Source organism: Streptomyces sp. MI02-7b, from assembly GCF_033793585.1.
Classification (GTDB): domain Bacteria; phylum Actinomycetota; class Actinomycetes; order Streptomycetales; family Streptomycetaceae; genus Actinacidiphila.
This window is the reverse complement of the sequence record NZ_JARAWX010000035.1, coordinates 1-15133: the sequence shown is the minus strand read 5'-3', so window position 1 is coordinate 15133 and position 15133 is coordinate 1. Positions and strand designations below refer to the sequence as shown.

General features: G+C 68.9%; 12 protein-coding genes and 1 pseudogene. 6 read left to right on the top strand and 7 right to left on the bottom strand.

The window, feature by feature from the left end; genetic code table 11:
• Positions 1-5 precede the first annotated feature (5 nt).
• From PV364_RS36800 to PV364_RS36785, 4 genes are all read right to left on the bottom strand, one after another.
• The gene (locus PV364_RS36800; protein ID WP_319665280.1) at positions 6-899 is read right to left on the bottom strand and encodes an aldo/keto reductase; all 894 of its coding nucleotides are present in this window, start codon (positions 897-899) and stop codon (positions 6-8) included.
• A complete protein-coding gene (locus tag PV364_RS36795) occupies positions 896-1453 on the bottom strand; it encodes a TetR/AcrR family transcriptional regulator (protein WP_319665279.1) in 558 nt (185 codons plus the stop codon). Before PV364_RS36795 ends, PV364_RS36800 begins: the two co-directional genes overlap by 4 nt.
• Before the next feature lie 468 nt (positions 1454-1921).
• Positions 1922-2527 (bottom strand): hypothetical protein, encoded by a 606-nt coding sequence (locus PV364_RS36790; protein WP_319665278.1) that lies wholly within the window; start codon positions 2525-2527, stop codon positions 1922-1924.
• Positions 2528-3168: 641 nt separating this feature from the next.
• Positions 3169-3597, bottom strand: coding sequence for a hypothetical protein (locus tag PV364_RS36785; RefSeq protein WP_319665277.1), 429 nt, complete (start codon positions 3595-3597; stop codon positions 3169-3171).
• Between the two features lie 139 nt (positions 3598-3736).
• Between PV364_RS36785 and PV364_RS36780 the strand changes: the two genes are divergently transcribed.
• The 3 genes from PV364_RS36780 to PV364_RS36770 all read left to right on the top strand — a co-directional run bounded on the left by PV364_RS36780 (position 3737) and on the right by PV364_RS36770 (position 9761).
• The gene (locus PV364_RS36780) at positions 3737-4066 is read left to right on the top strand and encodes a CU044_2847 family protein (RefSeq protein ID WP_319665276.1); all 330 of its coding nucleotides are present in this window, start codon (positions 3737-3739) and stop codon (positions 4064-4066) included.
• Positions 4067-4081: 15 nt separating this feature from the next.
• Entirely contained in the window at positions 4082-8338 is a 4257-nt protein-coding gene (locus PV364_RS36775; RefSeq protein WP_319665275.1) for a trypsin-like peptidase domain-containing protein, read from the top strand.
• 223 nt (positions 8339-8561) lie between these two features.
• The gene (locus tag PV364_RS36770; protein ID WP_319665274.1) at positions 8562-9761 is read left to right on the top strand and encodes an SAM-dependent methyltransferase; all 1200 of its coding nucleotides are present in this window, start codon (positions 8562-8564) and stop codon (positions 9759-9761) included.
• Positions 9762-10057: 296 nt separating this feature from the next.
• Here PV364_RS36770 and PV364_RS36765 read toward each other — a convergent pair whose 3' ends face one another.
• On the bottom strand, positions 10058-10723 hold the full coding sequence (locus tag PV364_RS36765) for a hypothetical protein (RefSeq protein WP_319665273.1): 666 nt from the start codon (positions 10721-10723) through the stop codon (positions 10058-10060).
• 428 nt (positions 10724-11151) lie between these two features.
• On the bottom strand, positions 11152-11655 hold the full coding sequence (locus tag PV364_RS36760; RefSeq protein WP_319665272.1) for a GNAT family N-acetyltransferase: 504 nt from the start codon (positions 11653-11655) through the stop codon (positions 11152-11154).
• A 240-nt stretch (positions 11656-11895) separates the two neighbouring features.
• Between PV364_RS36760 and PV364_RS36755 the strand changes: the two genes are divergently transcribed.
• The 3 genes and pseudogenes from PV364_RS36755 to PV364_RS36740 all read left to right on the top strand — a co-directional run bounded on the left by PV364_RS36755 (position 11896) and on the right by PV364_RS36740 (position 14469).
• Entirely contained in the window at positions 11896-12927 is a 1032-nt protein-coding gene (locus PV364_RS36755) for a hypothetical protein (RefSeq protein ID WP_319665271.1), read from the top strand.
• A gap of 150 nt (positions 12928-13077) precedes the next feature.
• Positions 13078-13443: a DUF6210 family protein gene (locus PV364_RS36750; protein WP_319665270.1), complete on the top strand. Its 366-nt coding sequence runs from the start codon at positions 13078-13080 to the stop codon at positions 13441-13443.
• 244 nt (positions 13444-13687) lie between these two features.
• A pseudogene (locus PV364_RS36740) lies at positions 13688-14469 on the top strand (IS5 family transposase).
• Here PV364_RS36740 and PV364_RS36735 read toward each other — a convergent pair.
• Positions 14435-14926: a hypothetical protein gene (locus PV364_RS36735; RefSeq protein WP_319665267.1), complete on the bottom strand. Its 492-nt coding sequence runs from the start codon at positions 14924-14926 to the stop codon at positions 14435-14437. The pseudogene PV364_RS36740 and the gene PV364_RS36735 sit on opposite strands and share 35 nt — an antisense overlap.
• Positions 14927-15133: the final 207 nt, after the last annotated feature.

Genomic DNA, 15133 nt, shown 5'->3' with positions numbered 1-15133 from the left:
TCCGGTCAGCCGATAGGGACGTCGTTGGAGCGGGACTCGATGGCATCGAGGGTGGCGAGGATCGCGGCGTCGAGGGTGATCTCGCTGACCGCAATGTTGGCCTCCACGTGGGCGGCGTTGGCGGTGCCGGGGATGAGCAGCACGTTCGGGGCGTGGTGCAGCAGCCAGGCGAGGCAGACCTGGGAGGGCGTGGCGCCCAGGGACTCGGCCACGGCGTGCACCGCTGGCTCGTCGGTCGCTTTGGGTAGACCGGGGAAGACCCCGCCGAGCGGGAAGAACGGCACCCAGGCGATGCCCTCGGCCGCGCACAACCGCAGCATGTCCTCGTCGGCCCGGGAGACGAGACTGTACGCGTTCTGCACGCAGACGATGCCGGCCGGCAGGGCGCGGCGCAGGCCGTCGAGGGTGACGCTGCTCAGACCGATCGCACCGATTTTGCCCTCGTCGCGCAGGGCAGTCATCACCGCGAGCTGGTCGTCGAGGTCGACGACCTGATCGCCCTCAGGACGCAGCCCGGGGCCGGTGTCCAGGCGGCGGAGGTTGACGACCGCGAGCCGGTCGACGCCGAGGCTGCGCAGGTTGTCCTCGACGCTGGCGCGCAGCTGCTCGGGCCGCTGCGCCAGACGCAACGGCACGCGCCCGCCCGGGTTGGAGTCAGCGCCGACCTTAGTGACCACCAGGACGTCGTCCTCGGGGCGCAGTGCCTCGCGGATCACGGCGTTGGCGAAACCGAAGCCGTAGAACTCGGCAGTGTCCACGTGGTCGACGCCCAACTCGACCGCGCGGCGCAGCAGCGCGACGGCCTCGCCACGGCGGTCGTGCAGCCGCTCAAGCTGCAAGGCACCGTAGCCGACGCGCAAAACGATGCGGCCGGCGAACGAAGCGGTCGCGGTGGTCATGACGCTGTCTCCTCAGTCGGTGATTGCAAGGCGGTGTACAGCAGTTCGGCCTGGTAGAGCGCCATGACCCGGTGGGCGATCGGAGTGGCGCGCTCCCGGGCTTGGGTCGGCTCATGGTGCTCGACCTTGACGAGCCAGGCTGTGACGCAGTCGTGCAGCATCGCGCGCATTCGGTCAGTCATGTCGACGACGATGTCGCGGATGGCCGGGTTGGTGGTCGACTCTCCCCAGGTCTGCACGCCGACCCGAGCCTCGGCCGGGTCGATCGCGGCGATCAAGCGGGAGAGCAGTTCGTCGGGGCCGGGTGGGGCGTCGGCCGCGGCGTATTCGCCGAGGACATCGGCGCGCTTGGCGAGCACCTTGCGGGCGGCGACCCGGACCAGGTCGGCCTTGTTGCGGTAGTGCGCATAGATCGAGCCAGCCGAGAGGCCGGACTCGGCGGTGATGTCGGCGATCGAGGTCCGCTCCAGGCCGTCGCGGCTGAAGCAGCGGACGGCGGCCTCGGCGATCTGAGTACGCCGAAGTTCCTTGCGCGCGTCGGTGAGCCGAGGCACAACACCCCCCACAAAAAGAACTGCTGTTCTGCTTATGGGGGGACACTAGCAGAACCGTGGTTCTGTTTGTGATGCGTGAGTGTCATACGAGTAGGCCCGGTCATGACGACCGGGCCTACTCGCGATGGGTTGCCAGAGCAGCGGGACGTCTTCGCGCCGACCTGGGTGTGGGAGGCCATCACCTCGACGAGCGGCAGGGTGCGCCCGGCGAGCACTCCTCCTGAAGCAGTGGCGCGGTCCCACACGGGCCCTGTGTGCAGGTGTCGTGGGGGCGGGGGGCGGGCCCCAAGGGGGGCGGGGTCCCGCCGGTGCGCACTGGACGTGACGGCCGTGCAGTGCGCATCGTCAACACTGAAGCTGGTGCGGTGCCGCCGTCTGAAGGCGCGGCACTGCGGCGTTGACGTCCACTCCAACGGCGGGCGCCACCACCGTGCAGCAGACGCCGGCTTCTCGCTGAGCGAGTGCTGCTCACCGTTGTGCGGCACGCTGGACATCATGGAAGGCGCACGGTTTGTGGTGCACGGCCTGTCGCCGAGCGGTGGTCGGCTGGTGACGATGCACCATGCGGGCCGGATGGAGGATGACTACGTCGGCACTGCGTTCTCCGAGCACGACCTGCTGCTGATCCTGCGGTCTGCCGGGCTGCCAGAGCCGGGCCTGGTGGTCGACGACCCGCGCTGGGTGGAATGGCGTGCTGCCGCAGCGCACCAGTGGGAAAGCGGCTGAGAGACCTCCAGTCCTGTGAGCGGGAGTCGATGCCGTCGACCAGCTCGGCCATCGCCTGGTCATCGCCTTCCCCTGCTCGATGGCCACATCCCCGCGCTCCTCGGCCTTGGCGAGCTGTTCCCGGGTGACCTGGTGGGCAGCCCGCTCCTGCTCGAAGGCCGTACGCCAGTTGTCCTTCTCGCGGGTCAGGGCATCTATGGCCCACTTCGGCACGATGAAGCCGATCAGCAGCAGGATCAGGAAGAGGCCGACGGGGCCGTACTGGCCGAGTTTGCCTATCACCTTGCTGACGTCGGGGCCGACTCCCGCCTCCTCGGCTGCGGACAGGATGGAGAGCAGGTGATCCACGCGGGGTCGTCCTTGAAGTCGAGCGCAGGACGATCCGGCGCGGGTCGGGACATGCGAAAGCCCCGGCTGGTGGGCCGGGGCTTTAGAGACCAATTGCGGGACAGCCCTTAGGGTGCGGGGTCTGTTCCGTCGACCCTTCGAACGATTCGTCTGCATTGACCACGTCAAGGCAGGGCGGTCGGAGCTGGGGCGGAAGCCGGGCACCAGGAGCCGCTAGCCGTCCCCAGATGGCCTGATCCGGTGAGCGGGGGGCGGCGCGTGGGCTCTCTCTCCCGAAACACCCGCCACTCCCACCCGGCCCGGGACTGGACATGACGACCGCCCGCCCCCCAGCGAGGGGCAGGCCGGACAAGCCGGTACGTCGTCGCGGGGCCGGTTACCAGCCCCCACCATCGACGTCCACCGCCGCACGACGCGGGTCCCCCACAGCCTCGCTCGCGAGGAGACCATCGGCCGGGCAGACTCAGCACCGGGCCGGTCGAGTCGAACCCCCACGCCGGGGGCAGCCACGGCGCGGTGCCCGCCGCTGGCCGGCGCGGAGCTGGCTGTCCGGGGCGGGGAGCGGGAGCGGCCCCGCACCCGGCGCTTCGTGAGCAACGCGGGGTACGGGGCCGTGGGCGCCGGGCCTGCTGTGGGGGTGGTCAGTCGCGGGGGTTGGCCCGCGTCCAGGCGAGGAAGCGTCGGGCGACGTCGTACACGGGCCGGTCCCAACTGCTGTCGGGCAGCGGGCCGTAAGCGCCTCCGTCGTGGCAGGTGATGAGGAGATCGCCTGCGCGGATGGTCAACTGGTACGGCCCGTTGCCCTGGGCGAAGTCGCCGAAGGTGCGGGAGATCCCGGAACGGGCGCTGCGCTCGCCAAGGTCGTACAGCGCGTTCTGCAGGGCCATGGCGCGGGCGATGCTGGCGACGGCGCCGGGGCAGGTGGCTTCCGGTCCGGTCTCGGCCTGCTCACGGGCGTAGGCATCCAGGGCTTCCGCGAACGCGCTCCACGTCGGGTACGCGCCGGCGACGGCGGTGTAGATCGTAAGGTCCTCGGCGACCTGCGCCGCCCGCGAGACGGTGTCTGGCACCGCCGATGCAGGCGCAGCGAGGGCCCGCCACTCAATCCGTAGTCGTCCAATGACGGGACGTGGTTGGCCTGGTCCGCTACCTTGACGGAACGGGTCTTGGACGCTCGGGTACGGCCTGATTTTTGAGGGGGAGGGGCCGATGCGTAGTCTTGCGCGTCTTCCGCTGGAGGGTGGGGGTTCGATTCTGTTCGAGGCCCCGGAGATATCCGACGGGCCGGTGAAGGCCGGACGGGTCAGCGAGGTGATCCACGAGCTGCCGCAGACGCTGCAGCAGGCGCTCGGACCTGTCACCGAGATGGCCCGGGCCGCGCTGGAACAGCTGCGGAAGGCCGGCCCGGACGAGGTCGAGGTGGAATTCGGGGTCGACTTGGCAGCTCAGGCCGGCGCGGTGATCGCCAAGAGCGAGGCCGGCTGTCACCTGAGGGTGACCGTGTCCTGGCACGGCGCGTCCGGCGCAGACGCTTCCTGACCCCAAGGGGTTTCGGTGACTTCGACGAACGCCGTTGCTTCGGCCTCTAGCAGGGGGCCCGGGCCCAGGATCCAGGCGGCGGTTGCCCAGATTCTGTCCGCCGAAGGCGGCGTGGCTGGGGCGGGGTTCCTGATCGGTCAGGACGTGGTGGTCACTTGCGCGCATGTGGTGCGTGCCGGCGGCCATGGCCCCGGCGACAGGGTGCGGCTGGTCTTCCCTCGTGCGGAAGGGGCTCCTCAGGCCGAGGGGCAGGTGTTGATCGGGCCGTGGCGGGCCTCGGACGGCGACGACGTGGCCATCATCCGCCTGAGCGACGTACCGGCGACGGTGGAACCCTTGCCGGTGGGGTCGGCGGCCGGGTGCCGCGGGCATCGGGTGCGCTCCTTCGGGTTTCCCGCCCAGGCCCCGCCGGGTGGGCACTTCGGCTACGCGACGGCCGGTGACCTCCTGCCTCCCACCGACCCGGACGGTGGGGGCGGGCTGCTGCAGTTGACCGGGGCCAACGACCTGACCCAGGGGTTCAGCGGCGGCCCCGTTGTCGATGAGGTGACCGGCCTGGTGATCGGCATGGTCACTGCTATCACCGCACCCGACGGGCACCTTCGCGGCCAGGGCATCGCCTACGCCACGCCTACCGAGATCCTGCGCGAGGTCTGGCCCGACCTGGTCGAACGTGACGTAAGCCCCTACCGGGGCCTGGAACCCTTCACCGCCGAGCACACCGCGTGGTTCCACGGACGTGACACCGCGGTAGAGACGGTGCTGTCGGCCCTCTCCGAAACCCGGCGAGTTCTGCTCCTGCTCGGCCCCTCCGGGTCGGGCAAGTCCTCCCTGATGCAGGCGGGGGTGTTGCCCGCACTTGAAAGCGGCCGGCTGCCCGGCAGCGACCGGTGGCTGCCTGTCCTCGTGCCCCGCCCCGGCCGGGATCTACTGACCGAGTTGGAACGCCACGGACTGCCTGGCGCCCGTACCGACGGCATCGCCTCTGCACTACAGCACCGTCTGGCCGCTGAACCCGACTGCGAGCGGATCGTGCTGGTCATCGACCAGTTCGAAGAAGTCTTCACCCAGCCCGCCGCCATCCCGACCCTAGTTGCGGAACCGCGGGCCAGCGAGGGCCGCTCCCGTGCGGCCGCAGAAACGCTGGAGCAGGTCGCGGCCGTCATCGGCTCTCGCGCGGCGATCAGCGTGATCCTGATCATGCGAGACGACTTCTACCCGCAGCTGGCCGCCTTGGCCCCGGAACTTCTCGACGCCGCAGCGCCTGGGCTGGTCAATGTGCCTGCCACACTCAGCGCGCAGGACCTGCACGCCATCATCATCCAGCCTGCTCGGACCGTCGGTGCACGCTTCGAAGAGGGCCTGCCCGAGCGCATCATCACCGACGTCCTGGCCGCAGATCACCACGGCACCTCCACGCGGCGAGCGCCGGTCACCCTGCTGGCACCGCTGGAACTCGCCCTCGGCCTGCTGTGGGAACGCCGCACCGACGGCCGCCTCACGCATGCCGCCTACGAGCGGGTCGGCCAGATCACTGGCAGCCTGGCCAACTGGTGCAACTCCGCGATCGACACGCTGCCCGACAGCCACCGCGACACCGCCCGCAGAATCCTCACCGCGCTGGTACACCCACCCGACCCCGCCCGGCACATCCCCGCCACCCGCCAGCAAGTTCCCCTCGACGCCCTGCGGGAACTCGCCGCCGACACCCCCCAAACCGCATCGCAGCCCCCCGACGAAATCACCGATGCGGTCCTGGCCACACTCACCCGCCACCGCATCATCACCACCTCCGCCCGCGTCCCCGGCCCCCCGCCCACCGACATGGTCGCCGAACTCACCCACGACACGCTCACCAGAGACTGGGCCGAACTACGCGACTGGGTCGACCAAGACCGACGTTTCCACACCTGGCTTCGTCGCGCCGAGGAACAACAGGCCCGCTGGGCTCAAGGCAACAGCCCCGGTGACCTGCTGCACGGTACCGACCTGGCCGAGGGCCTGGACTGGGCCCGCCAGCGCCGACTGCCTGGCACCATCGCCGCGTTCGTCGCCGCCAGCGACCGCAATGAACGAGCCGCTATCCGCCGCACCCGACGCATCAATGCCGTCCTCGCCGGCGTCCTCATTCTGGCCCTCATTGCCGCCGGACTCGCCTTCTGGCAACGCCAGAGCGCACTCACCCAGCGCCAGGCCGCCATCACCGCCCAACACCAGGCCCTGTCCCGGCAACTTGCCTCCCAATCCGACGCGCTCTTCGACACCAATCCCGATCTGGCTTCCCTGCTCGCCGTCCAGGCCTATCGAACCAGCCCCACCGCCGAAGCCACCGCCACCCTTAACACGGCAGCAGGTCTCCCCCTCCTACGCCGCCTCACCGGGCACGCTGGCGCCGTGTTCTCGGTGGCGTTCAGCGACGATGGACACACCCTGGCCACCAGCGGCGTCGATGGCACGGTGCGGTTGTGGGACCCCGAAACGGGCCGTACACGCGCCAACCTCGCCGAGCACAACGATCTCGTGTATTCGCTGGCGTACAGCTCCGACGGACACACCTTGGCCACCGGCAGTGACGATGGCACGGTGCGGCTGTGGAACTTTGCTACCGGCCGTGCCTTGAACTTTGCTACCGCCCGTGCCCGCGCCACCCTCACCGGCCACACCGGTCCCGTGCGCGCGGTGGCGTTCAGCCCCGACGGACACACCCTGGCCACCGGCAGCCTCGATGGCACGGTGCGGTTGTGGGACCCTGCCACCAACCGTACCCGCGCCACCCTCACCAGTCACGCTGGCGCAGCGATCTCGGTGGCGTTCAGCCCGGACGGGCGCACCCTGGCCTCCAGCAACGACGACGGCACAGTGCGGTTGTGGGACCCCGAAACGGGCCGTGCCCGCGCCACCCTCACCACGCACGCCGGCGTCGTGAGCTCAATGGCGTTCAGTCGGGACGGGCGCACCCTGGCCACGAGCAACGTCGATGGCACGGTGCGTTTGTGGAACTTTGCTACCGGCCGTGCCCGCGCCACCCTCACCGGCCACTCCGGTCCGGTGGTCTCGGTGGCGTTCAGCCCCGACGGACACACCTTGGCCTCCGGCAGCAGCGATGGCACGGTGCGGCTGTGGGACCCTGCCACCAACCGTACCCGCGCCACCCTCACCGGCCACACTGACGCAGTGGAGTCGGTGGCGTTCAGTCGGGACGGGCGCACCCTGGCCTCCGGCAGCGGCGATGGCATGGTGCGGTTGTGGGACCCCGAAACGGGCCGTGCCCGCGCCACCCTCACTGGCCACACTGACGCAGTGGAGTCGGTGGCGTTCGGTCGGGACGGGCGCACCCTGGCCTCTGGCGGTGACGATGGCATGGTGCGGTTGTGGGACCCCGAAACGGGCCGTGCCCGCGCCACCCTCACCAGGCACGCAGGTCCCGTGTTTTCGGTGGCGTTCAGTCGGGACGGGCGCACCCTGGCCACCGGCAGCGGCGGTGACGACGGCACGGTGCAGTTGTGGGACTCCGTCACCGGCCGTGCCCGCGCCACCCTCACCAGCCATCCCGACCCCGAGTATTCGGTGGTGGCGTTCAGCCCCGACGGACACATCCTGGCCTCCAGCAGTGACGATGGCATGGTGCGGTTGTGGGACCCCGAAACGGGCCGTGCCCGCGCCACCCTCACTGGCCACACCGATCTCGTGTACTCGGCGGCGTTCAGCCCCGACGGACACACTCTGGCTACTAGCAGCAGCGACACAACCGTGCAGTTGTGGGACCCCGCCACCGGCCGTGCCCGCGCCACCCTCACCGGCCACACCGGTCCGGTGGCCTCAGTGGCGTTCAGCCCCGACGGACATACCCTGGCCACCGGCAGCAGCGACGGCATGGTGCGGTTGTGGGACCCCGCCACCAGACATACCCGCGTCACCCTCACCGGCCACACCGGTCATGTGTACTCGGTGGCGTTCAGCCGGGACGGGCGCACCCTGGCCACCGGTAGTGACGATGGCATGGTGCGGTTGTGGGACCCCGTCACCGGCCGTGCCCGCGCCACCCTCACCGGCCACACCGGCCCCGTGAACTCGGTGGCGTTCAGCCGGGACGGGCGCACCCTGGCCACCGGCAGCAGCGACCACACGGTGCGGTTGTGGGACGTTGAGTCGCCTGACCCAACCGCAGCAATCACAAAGATTTGTGAGGCCGTCGGCCGAGACCTCACAAGGGAGGAACGGGCAACGTACGTCGGGGACCAGTCACCCGGTGCGGTCTGCCCGTCCCCCTGATGGGCAGCACGAACGCGACCGCGGTCAGAGGCGCCAGCTCCGCATGTCCCGAAGCTCCGGCAACGCAGCCCCAAGCACGTTCGCCAGGCAATAGAGCGCAACGCTCTTTAGGGTTGGTTGAAGCGCCTGGCCGCATAGGAGTCCGGGAAACCGATGCCCGCGGCAGAGCTTTAAACCATCGGAATAGTCAGATCTGGCAACATTATCCCATCTGGAGGCAGGCATGGCAGCGCCAACACCTTTCTCGGACTTCCTCGCGTCGCTGTCCGATCCGGGAGTGCTCGAGCGCTACCAGCTCGATCCACGGAAGCTTATCCGTTCATGCGGCCTCACCGAGGCTCAGGAAGTCGCTTTGCTCAGCGGAAACCAGGGCGCTATCCGCATGGAGGGTGTGCGCGAACTTGAGACCGCTGGCCTGTCTCCCATCGTCTCAGACAAGATTCCGGAACGCGGCGACCGCATTTCGGAGCCGACCACTTTCAACACCAATACCTACAATACGAACAATATTGACATCCACACTTTCGACACGACCACCTACAATACGACGCACGACAACACGACGCAGGTAACCACCAAGACCGACTGGCGGGCGGACAGCGGGATCAGGATCGCCGACTCCATCCGCTACTTCTCGGATTTCACGCCACGACAATCGGGGGCGCTCGTTGTCGTTGGAAGTGGCATCAAGCCACTCTCCGACATGACGAGCGACACACGGTCACAGATCAGCCGGGCCGACGTCGTCCTGTACTGCGTTGCTGACCCGGCCACCGAACGGGAGATCCATCGTTTGAACCCGCAGTCGAACTCCCTTTACGGGCTTTACGGGAACGGCAAGCCACGTCTGGACACTTACCAGGAGATGGTCGATGCCATCATGACCGAGGTGCGAAATGGCCGAAATGTTTGCGCCGTTTTCTACGGCCACCCGGGGATCTTCGCTTGGTCGCCACACATCGCCATTGCGACCGCGCGAGCCGAGGGCTACAGGGCGGAGATGCACCCGGGCGTCTCTGCGCAAGACTGTCTTGTCGCGGACCTCGGTGTCGATCCTTCGACCTGCGGGATGCAGACTATGGACGCGACCGAATTCCTAGTCCATGCCCGCACCCTGGACCCCTTCAGCCATGTCCTGATCTGGCAGGCGGAGTGCGTTGGTGATGATGGATTTAATTTCGGTGGCTACTCGAAACGGAACTTTCCGTTGCTTGTCCAACGCCTTCTGATGTTCTACCCGGATGACCACGACCTCGTCGTTTACGACGCTTCGACTGTGCACCTGCTCCCGCCGAGGATTCTGCGGACGACTGTAGGCACTATCCAGGCAGCAGACCTTACTGGGGTCTCCACCCTCTACCTACCGCCCGTCGGAACTCCGCCAGTCGACGACCATATGGTGGAACTTCTGCAGGTCCAGTAAGGCGGTGCCGGGTAGCGTGGCCGCCCCCGGGCCACACGCCGAGAGCGCGAGGCGATGTCCGGTCGGCGTTGTCCTACTGGGTGGGCGTGCAGACGTCGGCGTTGATCCGCGGCGGTGAGCCCGGCGCCCGTCGTTGACGGCGGCCAGCTGGCGGTGCGTGGGAAAACGGGAGCGGCCCCGCACCCGGCGCTGCGTGGGCAACGCGCGGGGTGCGGGACCGTCAGGCGAGGGCGGGTCAGCTCAGCCCGACGCGGGGGTCTCGCTGTCAGGCCGGCGCAGGCGTCTCGCGGGGTTCCTCACGCCAGTCCCATTCGACGCGACCGTAGTAGTTGACGTTGTAGTGCTCGACCCTGCCGTCCGACCCGTCGTAGTTGTAGGCCGCGTGGATCTCGGCGAGGGCGTCCAGGACACGTCGGAACGCGGGCGAGGGAAACCCACTGCTTCTTGCCTGTGATGCGGTCCCGCTTCTGGACGAAGCCCCAGCCGTCGAGGAGGTTGTAGACCTTGACGCGGATCGCGCCGGTGGTGGAGGACCAGTCGGTGCGGACGGAGACCTTGATCTGCTTCGGCATGGCCGCGAGCGGAGTCAGCGCGTCGACGACGGCGACCGCTCCAGGGGCGTCCATCATCCGGTCGATCTTGCGGGCGAGCTTGATGTCCTCGCGGATGATCGCGGCAATGTCCTTCAGGCGCAGGCCCTTGACCTGCTCGTACTTCGCGCCGAAGCGGATCGGGGGGAGTCCGTAGCCCTGCCAGGCCTCGCCGGTGCCCGGCCCCGCCGCGGGTGTTGCCGTGATCTGGCCGCTTGCGCGGGCTGCGTCGATGGCGCGTTTCAGTGCGCGTTCGGCGGCGGCACGTTCGTCGGTGGCGGTGCGCGGGTGGTGGATCAGGTTCTCCAGTAGCCAGACCCTTTTTATGGCCCGGTCGGTGGGCGTGTCCCTCGGGGCGGTGATGCGCTTCATGCGGGCTCCTTGCCTTGCCTTGTCGTGTCGTTGCGGCGGGTGCCCGCCCAGGCACACGGCGGGGCGCGTGTTCGGCTGCGCGGGCACGCCCGCCCGGGGTGGTGGCCGGCTGCGTGGGAGCAGCGCGCCAGAGCCCGGGGGCCGTGCCCCCCGCAGGGGGTGGCGGGGGGCACGGCCGCCCTGGGGCGGGCCGGACCACGCCGCTGCCACGCGAGGGGATCGGAACGGGGGGCGATCCACACCCGGGGGCTGCGAGGTCCGGCCCGCTGACCTGGACACTGATCGGGGCGGGGGCAACCCCGTCAACCCCCCGCCGGACGGCGGCGCTTCGGCTGCTTCGCTGGTCCCGGGGCGGCGCTGCCCGGGAACGACAACGGCCCCGCCCCCGGCGCGGGGTGCGCTCGGGGTGCGGGACCGTCAGACCGGGGTCAGCCGGGGAGGACGCCGGTCAGGGCGCGGATGCCGCGCACCGTGATGAAGCTGCCCTGCTCGGTGAGGGGCTTCATCGCGTACCGCCATTCCCGGGAGGACTCGGTGACCAGGCCGACCGGTGGCAGGTGCAACGCCATGGTCGAGCCGCTGACGTACCCGGCGGCCTGGTAGAAGCCGGTCAGGTTCCGGTCGTGGCGCAGCGTCAGCGCCGTGTAGCCCGCGGCGCGGAAGTCGTGCTCGATGCGAGCGAGCAAGATGGTGGCGATGCCCCGGCCTCGGTGGCCGGGGTGTACCGCGATGTGGTTCACCGACGCTACCCGTTCAAGGACCTTGCGGCGCATGAACGGCTTGATGCAGTCGTCGTCGAACATCCAGCCTGCGGGTCCGCAGTGCGCCACGCCGACCGGGGTGCCGTCGGTGGCCTCAGCGACCAGGACGTGGTTCCCACCGTGCGACAAAGGCGCGTTGGGCGTCTGGTCCTCGACCAGCATCCGCCGCATGGCTCTGTCCACGAGAAGGGACAGCACATGTACACCGGTTTGGGAGGCACGCCGAGAGCGTGAGAAATTCGAACTGGTCCGGTGATGCCCCTTGGGTCACAGCCCGAAGACGCCGCCCTTGATGAGGATGAGTACGTCAATGGTGATCAGGTCCAGGGGCAGCAGGATGCGTGAGTGGCTTCCGGTGGGCCGCCGGGCCCGTCATGATCAAGTTCCGGGGGTTCAACGGTGGGGTGTGGTGTGAAGGACTGGCGGACCGATCCGACGTTCGCTATGTGCCGTGAAGTGGTGGACGGGGCGGACCTGGCCTTGTTCTCGGGCGGCCCTTTCGACGTGCGGGCGGTGGTGGCCGGCATCCTGCCCGAACCCCGACTGCGCTTGGACCTCGATGCCGTCCCGTGGGGCAACTTCCCCCATGGGCACGACGTCCGAAAGGCCGTTCACCTCCTGCGCGGTGACGGCGAACCAGGCGTGGACGCGACGGGTGTGCTGTGGGGCCTGTGCGCCAATGACAGCCGTGCCGCTGCCGCCCTCGCCGTGCCGTTCCTCATCCCCCTGGCCACCGACGCCCACCACCCACACCGCGCCGCCGCCCTCGCTGTCCTCTCTGGCCCCGCCCGTGCCCGGCACCACGGCGTCGCCTCCCGCGAGGAACTCCTCCTCCATCGCAACGATCCCCGGCGCGACGCCTCCGACACCCACGACGACTACGGCTACGAGGTGACCGGCTACCCGGCGGGCTGGTCGGTGGCCGCCGCCCGATCCGCGATCACCACCGACACCTCCGTACTCCTGCCCCTCCTCGCAGACTCCGACCCCACCGTCCGCGTCGACGCCGCCTACGTCCTGGCGACCGCCGCCGACCCCGAGCACATCATCCGGACCGCCTTGGCAGGCGGATTTGCCGCCGAAGGTGACGTCATGGTCCGCGCCGCCCTGCTCCTGGCCACCGCCGAGATCACCCGGGCCCACCCGCACCCGCCGACCGTCACGTGGCTGCGCGAACGCTGGCACGACCGGACGGAGGCCCCCGAAACCCGCCTGGCGGCCGCGATCGGCTGGCTCTGCCTCACCGACCAATCCGCACCCGAGGAGCTCCGCCGAACCGTCGACGCCCTCGCCGACGACGAGCGCGCACACGCCATGGAGTCCCTGCCGTGGATGACCGCCGCCTCCGGCACCAACGAACCAGGACTCCTGCGCTGCAGACGCTGCATGCTCCACCCACAAGAACCCGACCCGGAAGCGGTCCTCTGGGACTCCCTGTTCTGAGCAACCGGGCTGTGGCTGTGCACCGGGGTTGTCCAGCGGGGCCGAATGCGGTGCTCGGTCACTTTTGAGGCCTAGGTCGTGTCTCGTAATTGATCTTGCAGGGGTGATATGTCGTTGAGCTCGTGGTCGACAGCCCGGAAGACTGTCGCCATGAGCTCTCGACGCCTCGTCTTCCTCGACCCTGACGGCATCAGTGCCGGCGACTGGCTGCATGTGGTTGTCGAGGCGAAGACCGGGGTTGTCTATCAGCAGCAGTACGGCGGAACGGCTTGTCGGCAGGGGCAGGTCGAAGGTTTCCTGGTGCCGTTGTTCGGTCCTGATGAGCTGGACGCCTTGCGTCAGCTGTTTGAGAAGGACTTCCGTGGTGCCGGCACCTGGAACTACGCGTGGCCAGATGACGAGCTGGACAAGCTCCGCGAGATCATCGAAGCCATTCGCTACTGGGCATCTGATGGGGCCACCGAGGAGCCACATGCTCTCCGACTGGATGAGAACCCGTTGTCGTACCGATCATGATGAGCGTGGGTTCGACTGCTGTATCTCGGTGGGGTGATCTTCCGGCTTGCCGGGCTTGAAGGCAGGGCCTCCTGCACAGCTCGTGGGTGTCGAAGTCCATGAGCAACAGGAGGCCCTGGTGCCGCAGTCTTCCGTGCCGTTGATCGCTGCGTCCAACTCGCCTGCCCGGTCGTGTGATTGTCTCGCGCACGTGTACGGCAACGCGGCCGATCGTCCGCAACGCGTTCGACGCTATCCGTCGGATATGACGGACGCAGAGTGGGCCGTGGTGCGGGAGTTGCTGCCGGTGCCGGGGTGGCTGGAGGGCAGGGGCGGGCAGCCGGAGGCTTACTGCCACCGGCAGATGGTCGACGGGTCCGCTATCTGGTAGCCGGCGGCATCACCTGGCGGGCGATGCCCGCGGACTTCCCGGCGTGGGACCGGGTCTATGCGTTCTGGCGACGCTGGCGGGACAAGGGCATGATCGGTGAACTTCACGACCGGCTGCGCGACCGCCTGCGCAGTGCCGAGGGCCGGGATCCGGAGCCGAGTGCGGGCGTCATCGACGCCCAGTCGGTGAAGGGGGCAGCGTCGGTGCCGGCCGCCACGCGAGGCTTCGACGCGGGGAAGAAAATCAACGGCCGTAAGCGGCACATCGTGGTGGACACCCTCGGGCTGCTGCTGGCCGTCATGGTCACGGCAGCATCGGTAACCGACCGGGAAGCCGCAGCCGGACTGTTGGCCCGGCTACGCGAACGGCACTGGCGCATCTCACGGGTCTGGGCCGACGGCGGTTACACCGGGCAGCTGATCGATGTCGCCCGCACTGTCCTGCGGATCGCGCTGACCGTGGTCAAGCGCACCGACGACACCCGCGGGTTCACCGTGCTACCGAAAAGGTGGCTGGTGGAGCGGACCTTCGCGTGGCTGATGCGCTCTCGTCGCCTGGCTCGGGACTACGAGACCCGCACCGACAGTTCGGAGGCAATGATCCACTGGTCGATGAGCATGGTCATGAGCCGCCGGCTCGCCCGGCGGGAACGCTGAACAACCCCGGACTCTCCTCGACCAGCCAGCCCCGCGCGACCAGGCGCTTTGCCTTCGACCGGACCCCCTCGACCTTTGCCGGCACCGGCGCGAGCCCGAACGCGACAGCAAGCTGCCGGCAGTCCATCGCCTCCCCGCCCGACACCACCGGGTCGGCCACGATGTGCATAAGCCGCCGGTAGTCCGGCGCCAGCACCGTCGAGTCGAGCCCGACCCGCCACGTCGGCACCACCGAACCAGGCACCGCACCCGCCACCGGAACGGGCCGTTCCCGGGACGCGGCAACCGAAGCACTCTCGCGCCCGCGGGGCTCCGCCAGGACCTGACCAACCGTCTCACGAGCAGTCACGAACCGCTGCCACGCGGCCTCCGCTTCGCGCAGCTCGGCCTGCAGGATCTCCACTCGCTGACGAGCAGCACGCTCCCGCTCCTCCAACAACCCCATCACCGACGGCATCCGGCACCTCCACCCAAAGAGACGACATGCCATCCCTCCCGCCGAAGCACCGACCTCATGCCTGACCAGCGGAAACGCAGCTACCACCTTCGGAAAGACAACAGCTTCTAAGACCGACCGGCAATAGGTGGCCGCTGTGCGTCTGGGAGATGGTCTGGATGCGGCACGGGCACGGGCCTGCGTGATCATGGAGTTCTCTACGCTCAG

Excerpts from the sequence above, each read along its gene's own strand:
- PV364_RS36800 (WP_319665280.1), bottom strand. The coding sequence starts at position 899 with ATGACCACCGCGACCGCTTCGTTCGCCGGCCGCATCGTTTTGCGCGTC.
- PV364_RS36780 (WP_319665276.1), top strand. The coding sequence starts at position 3,737 with ATGCGTAGTCTTGCGCGTCTTCCGCTGGAGGGTGGGGGTTCGATTCTG.
- PV364_RS36770 (WP_319665274.1), top strand. The coding sequence starts at position 8,562 with ATGGCAGCGCCAACACCTTTCTCGGACTTCCTCGCGTCGCTGTCCGAT.
- PV364_RS36765 (WP_319665273.1), bottom strand. The coding sequence starts at position 10,723 with ATGAAGCGCATCACCGCCCCGAGGGACACGCCCACCGACCGGGCCATA.
- PV364_RS36760 (WP_319665272.1), bottom strand. The coding sequence starts at position 11,655 with ATGCGGCGGATGCTGGTCGAGGACCAGACGCCCAACGCGCCTTTGTCG.
- PV364_RS36750 (WP_319665270.1), top strand. The coding sequence starts at position 13,078 with ATGAGCTCTCGACGCCTCGTCTTCCTCGACCCTGACGGCATCAGTGCC.
- PV364_RS36735 (WP_319665267.1), bottom strand. The coding sequence starts at position 14,926 with ATGCCGTCGGTGATGGGGTTGTTGGAGGAGCGGGAGCGTGCTGCTCGT.